This window comes from Bradyrhizobium sp. 44 (assembly GCF_023073095.1).
Classification (GTDB): domain Bacteria; phylum Pseudomonadota; class Alphaproteobacteria; order Rhizobiales; family Xanthobacteraceae; genus Bradyrhizobium.
The window spans coordinates 887,068-904,252 of record NZ_JADPIY010000008.1 but is presented as its reverse complement, the minus strand read 5'-3'; the positions used below and the strand labels follow the sequence as shown (position 1 = coordinate 904,252).

At 63.7% G+C, this 17,185-nt stretch carries 16 protein-coding genes and 1 pseudogene; 3 read left to right on the top strand and 14 right to left on the bottom strand.

The features are described from left to right. The first annotated feature begins 17 nt into the window (after nucleotides 1–17). Nucleotides 18–479: a carboxymuconolactone decarboxylase family protein gene (locus IVB41_RS06355; protein WP_007615070.1), complete on the top strand. Its 462-nt coding sequence runs from the start codon at nucleotides 18–20 to the stop codon at nucleotides 477–479. Nucleotides 480–605: 126 nt separating this feature from the next. Here IVB41_RS06355 and IVB41_RS06350 read toward each other — a convergent pair whose 3' ends face one another. The 6 genes from IVB41_RS06350 to IVB41_RS06325 all read right to left on the bottom strand — a co-directional run bounded on the left by IVB41_RS06350 (nucleotide 606) and on the right by IVB41_RS06325 (nucleotide 6,257). Further along, nucleotides 606–1,466, bottom strand: coding sequence for a D-amino-acid transaminase (locus tag IVB41_RS06350; protein WP_027565485.1), 861 nt, complete (start codon nucleotides 1,464–1,466; stop codon nucleotides 606–608). A gap of 98 nt (nucleotides 1,467–1,564) precedes the next feature. Then, nucleotides 1,565–2,296: an amino acid ABC transporter ATP-binding protein gene (locus IVB41_RS06345; RefSeq protein WP_007597027.1), complete on the bottom strand. Its 732-nt coding sequence runs from the start codon at nucleotides 2,294–2,296 to the stop codon at nucleotides 1,565–1,567. Nucleotides 2,297–2,304: 8 nt separating this feature from the next. After that, nucleotides 2,305–2,997, bottom strand: coding sequence for an amino acid ABC transporter permease (locus IVB41_RS06340; RefSeq protein ID WP_027565486.1), 693 nt, complete (start codon nucleotides 2,995–2,997; stop codon nucleotides 2,305–2,307). A 4-nt stretch (nucleotides 2,998–3,001) separates the two neighbouring features. Continuing rightward, nucleotides 3,002–3,733, bottom strand: a complete 732-nt coding sequence (locus tag IVB41_RS06335; RefSeq protein ID WP_027565487.1) for an amino acid ABC transporter permease — start codon at nucleotides 3,731–3,733, stop codon at nucleotides 3,002–3,004. A gap of 115 nt (nucleotides 3,734–3,848) precedes the next feature. Further along, a complete protein-coding gene (locus IVB41_RS06330; protein WP_027565488.1) occupies nucleotides 3,849–4,760 on the bottom strand; it encodes an amino acid ABC transporter substrate-binding protein in 912 nt (303 codons plus the stop codon). Between the two features lie 99 nt (nucleotides 4,761–4,859). Then, nucleotides 4,860–6,257, bottom strand: coding sequence for a M20 family metallopeptidase (locus IVB41_RS06325; protein WP_247428060.1), 1,398 nt, complete (start codon nucleotides 6,255–6,257; stop codon nucleotides 4,860–4,862). 240 nt (nucleotides 6,258–6,497) lie between these two features. On the opposite strand from IVB41_RS06325, the gene IVB41_RS06320 reads away from it, so the two are divergent. Continuing rightward, nucleotides 6,498–7,877, top strand: a complete 1,380-nt coding sequence (locus tag IVB41_RS06320) for an LLM class flavin-dependent oxidoreductase (protein ID WP_247357888.1) — start codon at nucleotides 6,498–6,500, stop codon at nucleotides 7,875–7,877. A gap of 117 nt (nucleotides 7,878–7,994) precedes the next feature. On the opposite strand, the pseudogene IVB41_RS06315 reads toward IVB41_RS06320, so the two are convergent. The 5 genes and pseudogenes from IVB41_RS06315 to IVB41_RS06295 all read right to left on the bottom strand — a co-directional run bounded on the left by IVB41_RS06315 (nucleotide 7,995) and on the right by IVB41_RS06295 (nucleotide 14,185). Further along, nucleotides 7,995–9,652 (bottom strand): annotated as a pseudogene (locus IVB41_RS06315) (thiamine pyrophosphate-binding protein). Between the two features lie 108 nt (nucleotides 9,653–9,760). Further along, nucleotides 9,761–10,264, bottom strand: a complete 504-nt coding sequence (locus tag IVB41_RS06310) for a GFA family protein (protein WP_247428057.1) — start codon at nucleotides 10,262–10,264, stop codon at nucleotides 9,761–9,763. Between the two features lie 72 nt (nucleotides 10,265–10,336). Further along, nucleotides 10,337–11,464 carry an alkene reductase gene (locus tag IVB41_RS06305; protein ID WP_247428053.1) on the bottom strand — a complete coding sequence of 376 codons (1,128 nt, stop codon included), beginning with the start codon at nucleotides 11,462–11,464 and terminating at the stop codon, nucleotides 10,337–10,339. Between the two features lie 156 nt (nucleotides 11,465–11,620). Beyond that, nucleotides 11,621–12,484 carry an outer membrane protein gene (locus tag IVB41_RS06300; protein WP_247428048.1) on the bottom strand — a complete coding sequence of 288 codons (864 nt, stop codon included), beginning with the start codon at nucleotides 12,482–12,484 and terminating at the stop codon, nucleotides 11,621–11,623. Nucleotides 12,485–12,688: 204 nt separating this feature from the next. Further along, nucleotides 12,689–14,185: an aldehyde dehydrogenase family protein gene (locus IVB41_RS06295; protein ID WP_247428045.1), complete on the bottom strand. Its 1,497-nt coding sequence runs from the start codon at nucleotides 14,183–14,185 to the stop codon at nucleotides 12,689–12,691. Between the two features lie 196 nt (nucleotides 14,186–14,381). Between IVB41_RS06295 and IVB41_RS06290 the strand changes: the two genes are divergently transcribed. Continuing rightward, entirely contained in the window at nucleotides 14,382–15,227 is an 846-nt protein-coding gene (locus tag IVB41_RS06290) for an SDR family NAD(P)-dependent oxidoreductase (protein ID WP_247428042.1), read from the top strand. A 132-nt stretch (nucleotides 15,228–15,359) separates the two neighbouring features. Here IVB41_RS06290 and IVB41_RS06285 read toward each other — a convergent pair whose 3' ends face one another. From IVB41_RS06285 to IVB41_RS06275, 3 genes are all read right to left on the bottom strand, one after another. After that, nucleotides 15,360–15,566, bottom strand: a complete 207-nt coding sequence (locus IVB41_RS06285) for a hypothetical protein (protein WP_007615092.1) — start codon at nucleotides 15,564–15,566, stop codon at nucleotides 15,360–15,362. 71 nt (nucleotides 15,567–15,637) lie between these two features. Then, complete coding sequence (locus IVB41_RS06280) at nucleotides 15,638–16,051, bottom strand: Rieske (2Fe-2S) protein (RefSeq protein ID WP_027565497.1); 414 nt, start codon at nucleotides 16,049–16,051, stop codon at nucleotides 15,638–15,640. Between the two features lie 15 nt (nucleotides 16,052–16,066). Further along, the gene (locus IVB41_RS06275; protein WP_247284685.1) at nucleotides 16,067–17,179 is read right to left on the bottom strand and encodes an amidohydrolase family protein; all 1,113 of its coding nucleotides are present in this window, start codon (nucleotides 17,177–17,179) and stop codon (nucleotides 16,067–16,069) included. Nucleotides 17,180–17,185: the final 6 nt, after the last annotated feature.

The window sequence follows — 17,185 nt, the reverse complement described above, 5'->3', positions numbered from 1 at the left end:
AAGCAAGGAGAACGACCATGAAACCCCGCATGAATTTCTACCAGGCCGCACCCGACACGATGAAGGCGCTGATGGCGCTGGAAGAGCAGATCCAGTCGACCGGCCTCGAGAAATCGCTGATCGAGCTCGTCAAGATCCGCGCGTCGCAGATCAACGGCTGTGCCTTCTGCATCAACATGCATACCGAGGACGCCCGCAAGCGCGGCGAGACCGAGCAACGCATCTATCTGCTCAACGCCTGGCGCGAATCGCCGCTCTACACCGACCGCGAGCGCGCCGCGCTGGCCTGGACCGAATCGGTGACGCTGATCTCCGAGACCCACGCGCCCGATGACGTCTACGAGCAGGTCCGCGCGCAATTCTCCGACGCGGAGACGGTGAACCTGACCATGCTGATCGGCGCCATCAATGCCTGGAACAGGATCGCGATCGCGTTCCGTGCGGTTCATCCGGTGAAGGTGAAGGCGTCGGTGGCGTAAGATGTTCTTGGCTGTCATGCCCCGCGCAGGGGGGCATCCAGTATTCCAGAGACAGCGAGATTAATCACCGCCCGCGCGGCGGACTGGATCGCCCGCCTTCGCGGGCGATGACACCGAGTGCGCCGCTTAAACCGCCGTCGCCTTGGCGAACTCCACGTAGATCTCGCGCAGCCGCGCGGCAAGCGGGCCGGGCTTGCCGTCGCCGACCTTCTTGCCGTCGATCGCAACCACCGGCTGGACGAACAGCGACGCCGAGGTGGCAAAGGCTTCCTTGGCGGCGAGCGCCTCGGCGACCGTGAAGGAACGCTCCTCGACGCGGAGCTGACGCTCTTCCGCCAGCGCCACCACCGCCTTGCGGGTGCAGCCCGGCAGGATCGCGTTGGAGTTCTTGCGGGTCACGATGACGTCGTCCTGGGTCAGGATGAACGCCGAAGACGAGCCGCCTTCGGTGACGTAGCCGTCTTCCAGCATCCAGGCCTCGCCCGCACCGGCTTCGGCCGCGGCCTGCTTTGCCAGCACTTGCGCGAGGAGTGCCACGCTCTTGATGTCGCGCCGCTCCCAGCGGATGTCGGGCACGGTGATCACGTTGATGCCGGTCTTGGCCGAGGCGGCGTTGATGATGTCCTTCTCCGACGTGAACATTACCAGGCTCGACTTGACGTCGCCCTTGGGGAAGGCGAAGTCGCGGCCCTTGTCGGCGCCGCGGGTGACCTGGAGATAGACGAGGCCGTTCTCGACCTTGTTGCGCGCGATCAGCTCCTTCTGGAGCTCGGTGATGCGCTCGACCGTCTCGGGCAGCTTCAGCTGGATCTCGCCGACCGAGCGCTCCAGCCGCGTCAGATGCGAGGCATTGTCGATCAGCTTGCCGTCGAGCACTGCCGAGACCTCATAGATGCCGTCGGCAAACAGGAAGCCGCGATCGAGCACCGAAATTTTGGCGTCCGAGAGCGGGACGAATGAGCCGTTGACATAGGCGATCGGATCCAAGGCAGGTCTCCTGGCGGGAAGAGAGATTTGGTGCGGTTATACGGGATTTGGCGACGCCCTGAAACCCGCCTTCGGCGCATCCCGGAATAACGCGAGAATTAATGCGACAGGATCTTCGACAAGAACTTCTGCGCGCGGTCGCTGCGGGGCTTGCCGAAGAAATCGTCCTTCGGGGCGTCCTCGACGATCTCGCCGCGGTCCATGAAGATCACGCGGTTGGCGACCTTGCGGGCAAAGCCCATCTCGTGGGTGACGACCATCATGGTCATGCCCTCATGGGCAAGGTCCACCATGACGTCGAGCACCTCGCTCACCATTTCGGGGTCGAGCGCCGAGGTCGGCTCGTCGAACAGCATGACAATGGGATCCATTGCGAGCGCGCGAGCGATCGCCACCCGCTGCTGCTGGCCACCGGACAGGTTCGCGGGATACTTTTGCGCCTGCTCCTTCAGGCCGACGCGCTCCAGCAGCTGCATGCCTTTTGCCATCGCCTTGTCGCGCGACCGGTCGAGCACCTTCTGCTGTGCGAGACAGAGATTGTCGATGATCTTCAGATGCGGAAACAGCTCGAAATGCTGAAACACCATGCCGACACGCGAGCGCAGCTTGGGCAGATTGGTCTTGGGATCGTTGACCTTGGTGCCATCGACGCTGATGTCGCCTTTCTGGAACGGCTCCAGCGCGTTGACGCATTTGATCAGCGTCGACTTGCCTGATCCCGACGGACCGCAGACCACGACCACCTCGCCCTTGGTGACGCTGGTGGTGCAGTCGGTCAGCACCTGGAAGCTCGGGCTGTACCATTTGTCGACGTGGCTGATCTCGATCATGACAAACTCTATCGAATGATGGCGATGCGCGCCTGCAGGCGGCGAACGCCGAAGGACGCAACACAGGAAATGGTGAAGTAGACGATCGCTGCGAACAGATACATTTCGACCAGACGGCCGTCGCGCTGCGCGACCTTGCTCGCGGCACCGAGGAAATCGGTGATCGACAGCACGTAAACCAGTGAGGTGTCCTGGAACAGCACGATGGTCTGCGTGATCAGCACCGGCAGCATGTTACGGAAGGCCTGCGGCAGCACGACGTAGCGCATGGTCTGGGCGTAGGTCAGGCCAAGCGCGTTGGCTGCGGCCGGCTGACCGCGCGAGATCGACTGGATGCCGGCACGCATGATCTCGGAGAAGTACGCGGCCTCGAACAAGATGAAGGTGATGAGCGAGGACGCGAACGCGCCGACACTGATCGGGCGCGACGCGCCGGTCACCCACTGCCCGATATAGGGCACCAGGAAGTAGAACCAGAAGATCACCAGCACCAGCGGCAGCGAGCGCATGAAGTCGACATAGACCCCGGCGATGCGGCCCAGGATCTTGAAGCCAGACAGCCGCATCAGCGCGATTGCCGTGCCGAAGATCAGGCCGCCGAGCGCCGCAAGTCCCGTGAGCATCAGCGTGAACGTCATGCCCTCGTAGAACAGATAAGGCAGCGTGCGGCGGATGACGTCGAAATCGAAATTGCTGAACATGGTGCTATTTCCCCGTGATGTAGCCGGGGATCGCGACGTAGCGCTCGAGGAAGCGCATTGCGGTCACGACGACGGCGTTGACGAGGAGATAGAGAAGGGTCGCGGCGGTGAAGGCCTCGAACACCTGGAACGAGAATTCCTGCATCGAGCGCGCCTGTCCGGTCAACTCAAGCAAGCCGATGGTGATGGCCACAGCCGTGTTCTTGATGGTGTTGAGGAACTCGGACGTCAGCGGCGGAAGGATGATGCGAAAAGCCATCGGCAGCAAGATATAGCGATAAGCCTGCAAGGTCGTCAGGCCGAGCGCGGTCGCCGCCATCTTCTGGCCGCGTGGGAGCGATCCGATGCCGGCCTGCAACTGCACGGCGACGCGCGCCGACATGAAGAACCCGATGCCGATCGCCGCCGTCCAGAACGGCGCATTCGGCAGCTGCTTCAGCCAGAGGCCGGCAGATTTCGGCAGCAGTTCCGGCAGCACGAAGAACCACAGGAAGAGCTGCACCAGCAGCGGCATGTTGCGGAAGAATTCGACATAGGCAAAGCCGAACCAGTACGCTCCCTTCGACGGCAGCGTGCGCATCACGCCGACAATCGAGCCCATGATCAGCGCGATGATCCATGCGAGCGCACCCGTCTTGAGGGTCAGCACCAGGCCCGACAACAGCATGTCGAGATAGGTGCCGGTCCCCATCGGGTTCGGCTCGAAGAAAATTCCCCAGTTCCAGTGGTAGTTCACGTGTCCCCCGCGCGAACGCGCCAGTCATGGATGTCCTGGCGCCTATGCAAATGTCCGGCCACCTTGGAGTCAAGATGGCCGGACACGATCCGGATCGAAAGATCGCGGTTATAGCTTACTTATAATCGTCCGGGTTCGGCGAGTCGGTCGGCTTGGCGAACTCGTTCTTCAGCTCGGCCGAGATCGGGGTGTTGAGGTTCAGACCCTTCGGCGGGATCTTCTGGGTGAACCACTTCTCGTAGATCTTCTGGCCTTCCCCGGAAGTATAGAGCGCTGCGGTCGCCGCATCGACCACCTTCTTGAACGCCGCGTCGTCCTTGCGCAGCATGATGCCGTAGGGCTCAGGCTTGGAGAACGCGTCCTTGGAGATGACGTAGTCGTCGGGCGACTTCGAGCCGGCAACGAGGCTCGCGAGCAGGATGTCGTCCATCACGAAGGCGACGGCGCGGTCGGTCTCGACCATCAGGAAGGATTCGGCGTGGTCCTTGGCCGGGATGATGTTGGCGCCGAGGCTTTTCGCAACATTGGCTTCGGTGAGCTGCTTGATGTTGGTGGTGCCGGCGGTCGAGACCACCGTCTTGCCCTTGAGATCGTCGATCGACTTCAGGCCGCTCGACTTCTTGAAGACGTAGCGGCTGGCGGTCAGGTAATGGGTGTTGGTGAAGGCAACCTGCTTCTGCCGCTCGGCATTGTTGGTGGTCGAGCCGCATTCGAGGTCGATGGTGCCGTTGGCCATCAGCGGAATACGCGTCGCCGAGGTCACGGGATTGAGCTTGACCTCGAGCTTGTCGAGCTTGAGCTCCTTCTTCACGGCGTCGACGATCTTGTAGCAGATGTCCATCGCGAACCCGATGGGCTTCTGGTTGTCATCGAGATAGGAGAACGGGATCGAGGAGTCGCGGAAGCCGAGCGTAATGGCGCCGGTGTCCTTGATGTTCTTCAGCGTGCCGGTCAGCTCCTCGGCCCCGGCCTGGCTGACAGCGAAGGTCGCGGCGAGCGCGAGGCCGATGCTACGGAAATGTTTCACTTTTGGGTCCCCTTTCAGGATGATGCCGGCGGGATGCAAGCACAAATTGGATTGGAATAGAATGTGACTTTTGGCTGGATCGCGGCTCCGGTTAACGGCTCAGGTCGGCGGGCGCGTTAGCGGGCTTGGCACTTCCCCGAGATCCCAGAACAGGCCGGCCATCACCGTCAAGGCCTCTTCGGTCAATGGCAGCAGGATGTGCTCATTGGGCGCATGCTGGGAGCAGCCGGGATAGGAGTGCGGCACCCAGATCGTCGGCAGGCCCAGGATCTCGGAGAACACGTCGTTGGGCAACGAGCCGCCGAAATTGGGCAGTACCGCCGGGACCTTGCCGGTGGTCTGACGGACCGAATCTGCCGCCCATGTGATCCAGGGGCTGTCGAAATCCGTGCGCGAGGCGGCAAAGCTCTGCGCCGCCCGCACCTCGACCATCGGAAAGCCCTTCTGCGCCAGATGCGCGCGGATCGCCTCGATCAGCCCATCGATCCTGGTGCCGACCACGAAACGCAGTTGCAGCACGGCATTGGCGTGGCCGGGAATGGCGTTGGCCGGCTTCTCGATATTGCCCGACGACATCGCCAGCACTTCGAGCGTGTTCCAGGCGTAGAGCCGCTCGGCCGCCGAAAGACCCTCCTCGCCCCAGCCCTCGGCCAACGCCGGCTCGTCCTCGGTCGGCACCACCTGCACGTCCGCAAGATAACTGCGGATCTGGTTGGTGAGGCGCGGCGGCTTCAGCGCATCCAGCTGAAGGCGGCCGTGGCCGTCGACCAGCGTCGAGATCGCGTTGACCAGAATGGTCGCGGGGTTGGCGAGCACACCGCCCCAATTGCCGGAGTGATGGCCGCCGTCGCGAAGGTTCACATCGAGATGAATGCGGATGCCGCCGCGGCAGCCGAGGAACAGGGTGGGACGGTCGGCGGACAGGCGCGGCCCGTCGGAGGCCATGAACAGATCGGCCTTGAGCGCATCGCGATTGAGATCGCAGATCTTGCCGAGATCCGGCGAACCGATCTCCTCGCCCATCTCGACGATGAACTTGGCGTTGAAGCCGAGCTTGCCGCCGCGGGCCTCGCGCACCGCGCGGAGTGCGGCCATGTTGATGCTGTGCTGGCCCTTGTTGTCGGCCGTGCCGCGACCGTAAAGACGCGTGCCCGAAACCGTGGTGCGCCAGGGATCGCGGCCGTCGCGCCACTCGCCTTCCATGCCGTCGACGACGTCGCCATGGCCGTAGATCAGCACGGTCGGCGCCGTCTCGCTCTCGTGGTGTTCTGCGAACAGGAACGGCGCCTTGCCGCTGGGAGATTCGATCATCCGGCTTTGGAAATCGAGCGCGGCGAAAGCGGGCACCATCTCCTGTTCCAGATAGGCGCGCAGCTCGACGCTCCGGTTCGGATTCTGGCTCTCGGTCCGGTAGGCGACGCGACGGTCGAGTTCAGCGAGGAACGCGCCGGATTTGAAATCGTCACGGGCGCGGGCGATGGCATCGGCTCTGGTCATTATTTTCTTTTTTAGGTTGCGAGGCGAGAAGCATACCCGATACGGGCAGGCCTCCGAAAGTGGCGGGGACTTCGATAGTCTTGGGATTTCGTTCTTGCTCTCTTGAGATTGGCTTGCCAAGCGCGGCAGCGCCGCTGATTTTGGCCTTGCCAACGTCGCGCTATATGCAAGAACTTCGCCAAGTTCGGGCGCAGCTCTATCATTCGAAGAGCGCCCGGTACAGGGCGCCGGGGGACCATCATGGCCAAGCAGATCAGGCTCAATGCATTTGCGATGAATTGCGTCGCACACCAGTCACCGGGCTTGTGGACCCATCCGCGCGACCGCACTGCCGAATATAACCGCCTGCCCTACTGGATCGATCTTGCCAAAACGCTGGAGCGCGGCCGTTTCGACGGGCTGTTCCTGGCCGACGTGCTCGGCGTCTATGACGTCTACGGCAACAGTCCTGACGCAGCCTTGCGCAATGCAGCCCAGTCGCCCTCGAACGATCCGCTGCTGCTGCTGTCGGCAATGGCGGCGGTGACGCAGAATCTCGGCTTCGGCGTCACCAGCAATCTTTCCTTCGAGCCGCCCTATCCGTTCGCGCGGCGGATGTCGACGCTCGATCATCTTACCGAGGGGCGTATCGGCTGGAATGTCGTCACCGGCTATCTCGACAGCGCCGCGCGCGGCGCCGGCAAGGACAAGCAGATCGGGCACGACGACCGCTACGAGATCGCCGACGAATATATGGAGGTCGTCTACAAGCTCTGGGAAGGAAGCTGGGAGGACGACGCCGTGCTGCGCGACCGTACGCGCGGCATCTTCACCGATCCCACAAAAGTTCATCGCGTCAACCACGAGGGCGCCAACTACCGCATCAACAACACGATCCATCTGAGCGAGCCGTCGCCGCAGCGGACGCCCGTGCTGTACCAGGCCGGCACCTCGCCGCGCGGACGGAGGTTCGCGGCACAGCACGCCGAATGCGTGTTCATGTCGGGACCGTCGGCCAAGGTGATCGCGCCGCGGGTGTCGGCGATCCGTCAGGAGGCCGCCGCGTTCGGCCGCAATCCGGCGGAAATCCTGATGTTCTCGATGATGACGATCATCCTCGGGCGGACGGAGGCCGAGGCGAACGAAAAATACGCCGACTATCGCCGCCACATCAGCCCCGAGGGCGCGCTCGCGCTGATGTCGGGATGGACCGGAATCGACTTCTCCGGCTACGAGCTCGATCAGCAGGTGCGCCATGTCCAGAACGACGCCGGCCGCAGCGCACTGGATAACGTCACCCGGGCCGATCCCGATCGCGTCTGGACCGTGCGCGACGTCATCGAGCATGTCGGCGTCGGCGGTGCCGGTCCCGTCGTGGTCGGCACGCCGGAGATGGTCGCGGACAAGATCGAGGCGTGGTTCGAGGCGACCGATGTCGACGGCCTCAACGTCGCCTTCGCGATCTCACCCGGCGATTTCGAGGACATCGCCGACATGCTGGTGCCGGAGCTGACGCGGCGTGGGCGGTACAAGGCCGAGTACGCGCGGGGCACGCTGCGGGAGAAGCTGTTCGGTGACGGGCGTGCAAGGCTGGGTGCGCCGCATCCGGCGGCGGGGTACCGGGTGGGGAGGAAGGGATAGAGCCACCGCTCTCCCCGTCATTGCGAGCGAAGCGAAGCAATCCAGAATTGCTCCACGGAGACAGTCTGGATTGCTTCGTCGCAAGTGCTCCTCGCAATGACGGTGGAGGCACCTGCCCTACACCTTCCCGTCCACCATCACCTCGATCAGCTTCGTGCCCGGCCGAACGCCGACGCCAGCGTCGCCTTCAACTCGCGGGGATCGCTGACCTTGATCGCCTCGCATCCCAACGCCTTCGCCACGCCCGCGAAATCCACCGGGGGATCGACGAAATCCATGCCGACGTAATTATCGTCGCCATGGAAGGCGAGCAGGCGCTGCTTGATGATGCGGTAGCCGCCATTGTTGGCAATGACCACATTGAGCGGCAGCTTGTGATGCGCCGCCGTCCACAGCGACTGGATCGAATACATCGCGCTGCCGTCGCCGGAGAAGCAGACGACGGGGCGATCGGGATTGGCGATGCTGGCGCCGACGGAGGCCGGCAGGCCCCAGCCGATGCCGCCGGAGGCAAGGCCGTGATAGCCGAAGCGGTCGCGGTGCGCACGCAGCGCCGTGATCTGGCGGCTCGAGGTGAGGCCTTCGTCAACGAGGATGGCATTGGCTGGCATGGCCTCGACCATCTGCAGCACCAGCCAGTCCGGATCGATGGGGCTGCGGTTCGCGGCCTTGCCGATCTGCTCGACCAGCGCGGTGCGCCTTGCGGTCCAGTTCTTCGGCGCGAGCTCGGCGAGACGTTGCCTCGCACGTTGCGCCAGGGCAGCACCGCCCATGTCCTTCAGCACCGGGATCAGCGCGCGCAGCGTTTCCTTCAAATCCGCCTTCAGCGCGATCTCGGCACCGTAGTTCTTGGCGATCTCCCAATCGCCGAGGCCGATCTGCACGATGCCAAGGCCCTCCGGCAGCGCATCGACCTCGCTGTAGACCGACATCCGCAGGGGATCGCCGCCGAGCGCGATCAAGAGGTCGTACGGAGCAAGCGTGTCGCGCGCGACTTTCTGAACCCGTGCCAGCGTGCCGACGAAGCTCGGGCTCTCCGAGAGGAAGTGCGAGCCGTAGGGCGTCGAGGATTGGTACGCGGCCGCGCCCAAAAGTTCGGCGAGTTCGGCGGCCTCCTTCAGCGCATCGCTCTTCACCACCTCATCCATGGTGACGATCACGGGACGCTCGGCCCTCAGTAGTCGCGCGGCGAACGCCTTGAGTGCCTCATCCGATGGCCTTGTGCGAGCGTCGATGCGGGTGGAGCGACCGAGATCTATTCCGGCCTCGCTGTTGAGGATGTCGCCGGGCAACGAAATGAACACCGGCCCGGTCGGCGGCGTGGTCGCGACTTTTGCGGCGCGGCGCACGATGCGCGGCAGATCCTCGAGCCGGGTCACCTCGACCGCCCATTTCACCAGCGGCTCGGCCATGCGCACCAGCGGGCCGTAGAGCACCGGCTCCATCAGTCCGTGGCCCTGCTCCTGCTGGCCCGCGGTGAGGATCATCGGCGTGCCCGTGAACTGGGCGTTGTAGAGCGAGCCCATCGCGTTGCCGAGGCCGGGCGCGACATGGACGTTGCAGGCGACAAGCTTTCCGGAGGCGCGGCTATAGCCATCCGCGATCGCCACCACCAGGCTCTCCTGCATCGCCATCACATAGGTGAGGTCGGGATGGTCCTTCAGCGCGTGCATGATCGGCAGTTCGGTCGTGCCGGGATTGCCGAACAGATGCGTGATGCCCTCGTCCTTGAGCAGCGCGAGAAAGGCGGAGCGGCCGGTGATCTTGTTCTTCATGTTTCCTCCAGAGGCGGACGTTGCCGCAAGGCAGGAAGCATGATGGCCGAAATCGCGGGAGGCGCGCAAGGAAGCGCAGTCATGGCTGCGTTGCGTGGGCGCAGCACGCTACATCTCCTCGCGCCCCAGCTCGAACGGATCCTCGCCGCCCGCCCGCTTCTTCTTTTTCGAGCGCTGCCAGACCACACCGGGAAAGCCCTTCAACGGTACCAGCGGCTCGCCGGTATAGGTCCATTCCTGCAGCTCCTCGATCGCAATGTGATACAGCGGCTGGCGGCCGGTGCGCTCTTTGAACAGCGCACGGGGGATGTTGACCATGTGCGGCCCGCGCGGGCGCTCATATGCGATCGGCGTGCCGCAATGCGCGCAGAAGCTGCGCGCGGTCTTCGTTGCCTTGTCCTCGTAGCGCGTCAGCGCCGTCTTGCCTGCGGTGATGCGAAACCGTTTCTTCCAGCTTCCGACATAGGTCGCATAGGCGGCGCCGTGGGCGCGACGGCTGGCGGCGGAGTGATCGTGCCAGGCCCAGCGTGCGGGAACGTCAATCTCGAAGGTGATCTTGCCGCAGAGGCATTGGCCGGTGGCAACTCCTGCGGCGGCTGCGGCTTTGGCCATGGGTGCTTCCCTCATCGCTCGCAATGACGGAATTCGTGGTGTCCGTCGGGGCAACACAATAACTCCGCAGTGTCAGACCGGCGTCAGCTCGTCATACACCGGATAGTCCGTATAGCCCTTCTCCTCGCCGCCGTAGAACGTCGCACGGTTATACGGCGTGAGAGGGTAGTCGTGCTGCAGGCGGCGCGGCAGATCGGGGTTGGAGATGAAGATGCGGCCGAAGGCGATGAGGTCGGCGTGTCCCTCTGCGATCGCGGCGTTCGCCGTCTCGCCCGTAAACCCGCCTGCCGTCATCAGCACGCCGCTGTAGAGCGGGCGGAATAGCAGCATTGCCGACGGCACGTTCTGCCAGTTGACTTCGGCGCGCCCGGAGCCGCTGGAGCGCGGTTCGATGAAATGCAGATAGGCAAGACCGAGCTTGTCGAGCGCCTTGACCACGTGCGTGTAGAGCGGCATCGGATCGGGCTCGCCGGAATGATTGGCGATGCCGTGGGGCGACAGCCGCACGCCGACGCGGCCCGCGCCCCAGACGTCGATGGCGGCCTCGGTCACTTCGAGCAGAAGCCGCGCGCGGTTCTCGATCGAACCGCCATATTGATCGGTGCGCTGGTTGCTGCGTGATTGCAGGAATTGCTCGAGCAGATAGCCGTTGGCGCCGTGGATCTCGACGCCGTCGAAGCCCGCGGCCAGCGCGTTGTTCGCACCCTGCCTGAAGGCCTCGACGATGCCCATGACCTCGTCCGTCTCCAGCGCGCGCGGCGTCTCATAGTCGGAGATCTTGCCGTCGGCGGTCATTGCCTTCATGCCTTCGGCCCTGATCGGGATCGCCGAGGCCGAGACCGGCAGCTCCCCGCCGTGGAAGGAAGAATGCGAGACGCGGCCGACATGCCAGAGCTGGAGAAAGATGATGCCGCCCTTGGCGTGCACGGCGTCGACAACCCTGCGCCAGCCCGCGATCTGCATCTCCGAATAGATGCCTGGCGTCGCCGGATTACCGCGACCATGCGAGAGCACAGGCGAGGCCTCGGCAATGAGCAGGCCGCCTTGGGTGGCGCGCTGACCGTAATATTCGGCATTGAGCGGCCGCGGCGAAAAGCTCTCGCGCTCGGCTCGCATGCGCGTCAACGGCGCCATCGCGACGCGGTGCGCGAGCTTGTACGGACCGACCTGCAACGGTTGAAACAACGCCTCGAATTTCATTCCGGCCCCAAAATGATTGGATGAGAGGACGGGGATCATAAGAGAAAGGTCCGCAGCTCGGAAGCTGCACGGGGGAATGGCTGGCCAGCCAAAAGAGGCGGCGAATAAAAAAGCCCCGGGGCCAGGCCCGGGGCTTTCGTCTATTCAGATTGCAGGTCAGTATTTCGCAACGACCGCGCCTGGGCCGAACTTGTAGTTCAAGCCAACACGCGCGATGTGGCCCGTGAAATTCGCGGTAGAGTCAAAGCCACGCGCCGGGCCGGGCGTGAACGGGAACAGCGGATTGAAGATGGTGTATTTCTCGCTGCCGAGATCGTAGTAGAGATATTCGAGCTTGACGCTCCAGTTCGACGCAAAGCGGTACTCGCCGCCGCCGCCGACCGTCCAGCCCACGCGCCAGCTTTCCACCGCGCCTGCGCTACAGATCACATTGAGGCAGGGTGTGCCGCTCCCACCCGTGGGATCCACGATCGACGTCGACGCCTTGACATGCCCATAGGCAAGACCGCCGGTCGCGTACAGCATCAGGTCGGGCACGACGGTGGCACCGATCCGGCCGCGCACGGTCCCCAGCCAGTCGACCTTCTGATCTTGCGTGGTCATGATCGTCGGGAAGACCGGCAAGGTTCGGGTCACCGTTGAGCTACCCTTGATGTCGGCCGCCGCAATATCGGCTTCGACGCCCCACACCAACGAGCCCGTCTGCACATTGTAGCCGGCCTGCAAGCCGCCCAGCACACCACGCGCGTCTGTTGCCAGCGAAGCCGGGACAAGGCCGCCCGCCAGTGCGACGTCGAGCACGCCCGCAGTGAAGACCGGATCATGGGGCGCGAGATTGTTCGCACCATCGCCCCACCCGTACCCGACATTCACGCCGGCGTAGAAGCCCGACCAGTTGTAGGCAACGGGCAGTGGCGACGCCTTGTACGCTGGCGCACGTGCGGTCATATCGGCCGCAAGAGCGGGCTGCGCCGAGGCGACGCCCAAAGCCACAAACACGATCGGAGCAAAGCGAAGCATTATCGAGATTCCAATTCCGAAGATTGACGTTGACCAGAACTAACCGGCCGACATTCGAAATGGGATAGCAAGCCTTGCAAAATCGCGGACAACGCGAGCTTTCAAAATCGCATGTAGCGTCCGGGCAACAACCTTTGGTCGCCGCAAGCGGACTCGCGTCGCCGCAGGCAAGACCGATCGCTGAAGTCCGGACGCGATGGCGCGTCAGGCCGTCTTGATCCAGACGGCCTTCACGTTGAGATATTCCTCGACGTGCTGCTTGCCGGATTCGCGGCCGTAGCCGCTCATCTTGTAGCCGCCGAAGGGCACAGCCGGGTCCATCGCCTGGTAGCAGTTCACCCACACCGAACCGGCACGGAGCCTCTTCGCGACCGCATGCGCCTTGCTGACGTCCCGCGTCCACAGGCCCGAGCCGAGACCGAACGTGGTGGCGTTGGCGCGCTTGACCAGCTCGTCCATGTCCTTGAACGCGATTGCCGAGATGACGGGACCAAAGATCTCCTCTTGCGCGATGCGCATATTGTCCTGGACGCCAGCGAACACCGTCGGCGACACGAAGAAGCCTTTTGCAAGCGCGCCTTCGGTAACGCGGCCACCGCCGGCGAGCGCCTTGGCGCCTTCCTTCTGTCCGATGTCGAGATAGCTGGTGACGCGCTCGAGCTGCTGCTCGGACACCAGCGGTCCGATCTGGGTGTTGGGATCGAGGCCGTTGCCGACCTGCAGCTTCTTGCCGAACTCGGCGACACGTCCGACGAATTCCTCGTAGATCGACTGCTCGACGAACAGCCGGGTGCCGGCGCTGCAGATTTGCCCCGAATTGGCAAACACCGCCATCGCGGCGCCCGGCACGGCCGAATCGAGATCGGCGTCCGCGAAGACGATGTCCGGTGACTTGCCGCCGAGCTCGAGCGAGACACGCTTGAGGTTGCCGGCCGAGGCACGGATGATCGACTGGCCCGTGACATGCGAGCCGGTGAAGGCAACCTTGTCGACGTCATGGTGCGAGGCAAGCGCCGCGCCCGCGGTCTCGCCATAGCCGGGCACGACGTTGATGACGCCGGGCGGCACGCCCGCTTCCATCGCGAGCTCGGCGATGCGCAGCGAGGTCAGCGGCGCCTCCTCGGCGGGCTTGAGCACGACGGTGCAGCCGGTCGCGATCGCCGGACCGATCTTCCAGATTGTTGCAGTCAGCGGACCATTCCAGGGAATGATGGCGCCGACGACGCCGATCGGCTCCTTCAGCGTGTAGGAAAAGATCTCGCCGGGGAGCGAGTTCTCGATGGTCTCGCCATGAATCGCGGTGGTCTGGCCGGCATAATAGCGCAGCATGCCGACGGCGCGCAGGCGATAGGCACGGGTACGGCTGAGCGGCGCGCCCATGTCGAGCGTGTCGAGCTGCGACAATTCGTCGAAATTCTTCTCGACGAGGTCGGCAAGCTTCAGGAGCAGATTCTGCCGCTCGAACGGCTTGACCTTGCTCCAGGGACCTTCAAAGGCGCGGCGGGCGGCAGCAACTGCGCGATCGATATCTTCCTTGTCGCCCTCCGCCACTGTTGCAAGCAGTTCGCCGGTCGCGGGGTTGTGGGTCTCGAAGCGCTTGCCGGAGGCAGCATCGACCCACTTCCCGTCGATCAGCATCTGCTTGTAGGACCCGTTGGCGAACGGATGGCGCGTGATCGGAATAGCCTGCGACACAGCCATGGCTGAACTCCCTGTCAAATGATTGATTGGTTCGATCTGGGCGGGATCGTTAAGTCGATAGAATACTGCGATGCCGGACAGGCGTAAAGGAGAGGCGTAAAGTCGGCGCGGAACGAAGACCTCCCATGCCGACTTGTGCAGGGTCGCGCGCGTGCCATGTTATGGCACGACCGAGCCCCTCCCCGGAGACCGATCCATGCCGCACCCCGCCATCGTCAAAGACAATGTTGCCGTGATCACCGGCGGTGCGTCCGGCATCGGATTCGCCGCCGCCGCAGCCTTCGCGCGCGACGGAATGAAGGTGTGTATCGCCGATGTGGATCAGGCGGGACTGGCGGATGCCGCGACAAGACTCTCATCCCTGACGTCCGCCACACACGTGATGACCTTCGCGATTGACGTCAGCAAGGCCGAGAGCGTGATGGAACTGGAGCGCGCCGTGCGCGAGCGCTTCGGCGGCACCGACATCCTCATGAACAACGCGGGCATCCAGCCCGGCAGTACGCTGTTCGGCGAACCCGGCAACTGGCAGCGCATCATCGGCGTCAACATGTGGGGCATCATCAACGGCTCGCGCATCTTCGCGCCCAACATGGTCGCGCGCGGCAGGGCGGGGCTCATCATCAACACCGGCTCGAAGCAGGGCATCACCACCCCGCCCGGCGATCCCGCCTACAACGTCTCCAAGGCCGGCGTGAAAGCTTTTACGGAGGCGCTCCAGCACGAGCTGCGCAACACTGCGGGCTGCCGCATCACCGCGCATCTGCTGATTCCCGGTTTCGTCTTTACGGGCCTTACCGCGAAGGGCCGGACGGAGAAGCCGGCCGGCGCATGGACGGCCGAGCAGACCGTGAATTTCATGCTGATGCGGCTGGAGGCCGGCGATTTCTACATCCTGTGCCCGGACAACGATGTCCCGCGCGCGCTCGACGAAAAGCGCATGCTGTGGGCCGCCGGCGATATCGTGGAGAATCGCCCGCCGCTGTCACGCTGGCATCCGGACCATGCGGATGCATTCGCGAAGTTCGTGAAGGGGGATTAGGCTGTTTGATCCTCATGGTGAGGAGCGCGGAATGCGCGCGTCTCGAACCATGCAGGCCCGGTTGGGCCTCGATCCTTCGAGACGCCCGCTTCCAGCGGGCTCCTCAGGATGAGGGTTTACACGGGGGACACTCTACAGCGTCTCTTGCTGATGCCCGCAATTCTTGCAGGCGAACTTGATGCGGGTCTGGCCCTTTGGCGCCTGCACGCGGTTCGGGGCGCCGCATTTACCGCAGACGGCCTCGATGCGGGTATCGCCCTGCTTGACGACGACGGTTTTCTTTTCCATCGATTCGCGGATTAGGCGCTCGGCCTCCTCACGCAGGGATTGTTTGGACAAAGCTCGTCTCCGCCATAAATGCGGGCGAGGCTTATCCCACCTGCGGCGAAATCACAATCCGAAACGGCTGCTCAGACCTCGACAATCACGTAGCTGTCCTCGACATGCACCGGAAACGTCTCGGCGACATACGGACCTTTCTGGAGTTCCTCGCCCCGCTCCACCGCGACCGGATATGACCTAATCTTGACGCGCTTCGGGTCGAACCAGGATTGGCCGTTGCGCATGTCGAACTCCCAGCCATGCCAGGGACAGCGCAGCATCTCGCCGACGCGCGAGCGCTGATAGATGCCGGGCTCGGGCGAGGTCAGTCGCGCGACACAGGCCGCTTTCTCCAGCGGCGCGCCTTCGTGCGGGCAGCGGTTCAGCAAAGCGAAGAACTCGCCATTGACGTGGAACACGACAATGTCGCGGCCGGCGACATCGACAACCTTGTTGCCACCGGGTGGGATCTCCGAGGTGGACGCGACGATGTGACGGGCCATACCGTGCAGACCTCCTCAGAACTTGTAGACCGCGCGGGCATTGGTGCTGAAGATCTTCTTTCGCTCGGCTTCCGTCAGCGGCGTCTTGAAGGCGAAGCGCGGATCGTCGAAATCCCAGTGGGGATAGTCCGACGAGAACAAGAGACGATCGATGCCGACCCATTCGATCAGCGAGCGCAGGTGCCGGGCTTCGTCAGGTTCGTCGATCGGCTGCGTAGTGAACCAGAAATGCTCGCGGACATATTCTGACGGCTTGCGCTTGAGATGCGGCACCTCGCTGCGGAAGCGCTCGAAATGCTGGTCCATTCGCCACACCGCGGACGGGATCCAACCGAAGCCGCCCTCGATGAAGACGAACTTCAATTTTGGAAAGCGCTCCGGCACGCCCTCGATCACGAGGCTGGCAAGCTGCGCCGCAATCGTGTGCGCGTTGGACTGGTGCTCCTCGACATAATAGGACGGCCAGCCGCCACCGGTCGGCGCATGCCCGCCATAGCCGCCGACATGGATGCCGAGCGGCAAGCCCAGCGCCTGCGCACGTTCGTAGATGGGCCAATAGCGGCGGCGGCCGAGCGGCTCGTTGGCGCGCGGCGAGACGTTGATCTGGACGTACTCGCCGATTTTCGCGCAACGTTCGATCTCGGCAATGGCGAGATCAACGCCGTCCTGGCCGACCAGGATCGAAGCTTTCAGACGCGGGTCGCGATGCGACCAGAACGCCAGTTGCCAGTCGTTGATGGCGCGCTGGATCGCGGCGCCGAATTCGAGGTTCTGCTGCGAGAAGATGAAGAGATCGAGCACCTGCAAAATCCCGAACTCGACGTCGAGCGGATCGAGATGCTGCTTCTGCATGAAGGCGAGATCCGAGCCGGGCGGTCCGCCGGTCGGCGGCCAGGCATCGCGGCGCGCGATCAGCGGCGAGGAGCGCGGATAGGGCGTGGTGAACAGATAGGGCGTGCGCAAATGGCTGCCATATTCCTTCAGATGCTGCTGCCAGCGTTTGGGCAAGAACTCGTTGAGGTCGTCGGGCGAATGCAGGCTCGGATGGACGTCGCAATCGACGATGCGCAGCCGCGAAGCGGCGGGCTTCTCGTCTTCCCGCAGCGGGCGGTCGATGACCTCATCCATGCGAAC

What these genes read in the sequence shown, in the direction of transcription:
- IVB41_RS06355 (WP_007615070.1), top strand. Translation starts at nt 18, where the DNA reads ATGAAACCCCGCATGAATTTCTACCAGGCCGCACCCGACACGATGAAG.
- IVB41_RS06345 (WP_007597027.1), bottom strand. Translation starts at nt 2,296, where the DNA reads ATGATCGAGATCAGCCACGTCGACAAATGGTACAGCCCGAGCTTCCAG.
- IVB41_RS06340 (WP_027565486.1), bottom strand. Translation starts at nt 2,997, where the DNA reads ATGTTCAGCAATTTCGATTTCGACGTCATCCGCCGCACGCTGCCTTAT.
- IVB41_RS06325 (WP_247428060.1), bottom strand. Translation starts at nt 6,257, where the DNA reads ATGACCAGAGCCGATGCCATCGCCCGCGCCCGTGACGATTTCAAATCC.
- IVB41_RS06320 (WP_247357888.1), top strand. Translation starts at nt 6,498, where the DNA reads ATGGCCAAGCAGATCAGGCTCAATGCATTTGCGATGAATTGCGTCGCA.
- IVB41_RS06310 (WP_247428057.1), bottom strand. Translation starts at nt 10,264, where the DNA reads ATGGCCAAAGCCGCAGCCGCCGCAGGAGTTGCCACCGGCCAATGCCTC.
- IVB41_RS06305 (WP_247428053.1), bottom strand. Translation starts at nt 11,464, where the DNA reads ATGAAATTCGAGGCGTTGTTTCAACCGTTGCAGGTCGGTCCGTACAAG.
- IVB41_RS06300 (WP_247428048.1), bottom strand. Translation starts at nt 12,484, where the DNA reads ATGCTTCGCTTTGCTCCGATCGTGTTTGTGGCTTTGGGCGTCGCCTCG.
- IVB41_RS06295 (WP_247428045.1), bottom strand. Translation starts at nt 14,185, where the DNA reads ATGGCTGTGTCGCAGGCTATTCCGATCACGCGCCATCCGTTCGCCAAC.
- IVB41_RS06290 (WP_247428042.1), top strand. Translation starts at nt 14,382, where the DNA reads ATGCCGCACCCCGCCATCGTCAAAGACAATGTTGCCGTGATCACCGGC.
- IVB41_RS06280 (WP_027565497.1), bottom strand. Translation starts at nt 16,051, where the DNA reads ATGGCCCGTCACATCGTCGCGTCCACCTCGGAGATCCCACCCGGTGGC.
- IVB41_RS06275 (WP_247284685.1), bottom strand. Translation starts at nt 17,179, where the DNA reads ATGGATGAGGTCATCGACCGCCCGCTGCGGGAAGACGAGAAGCCCGCC.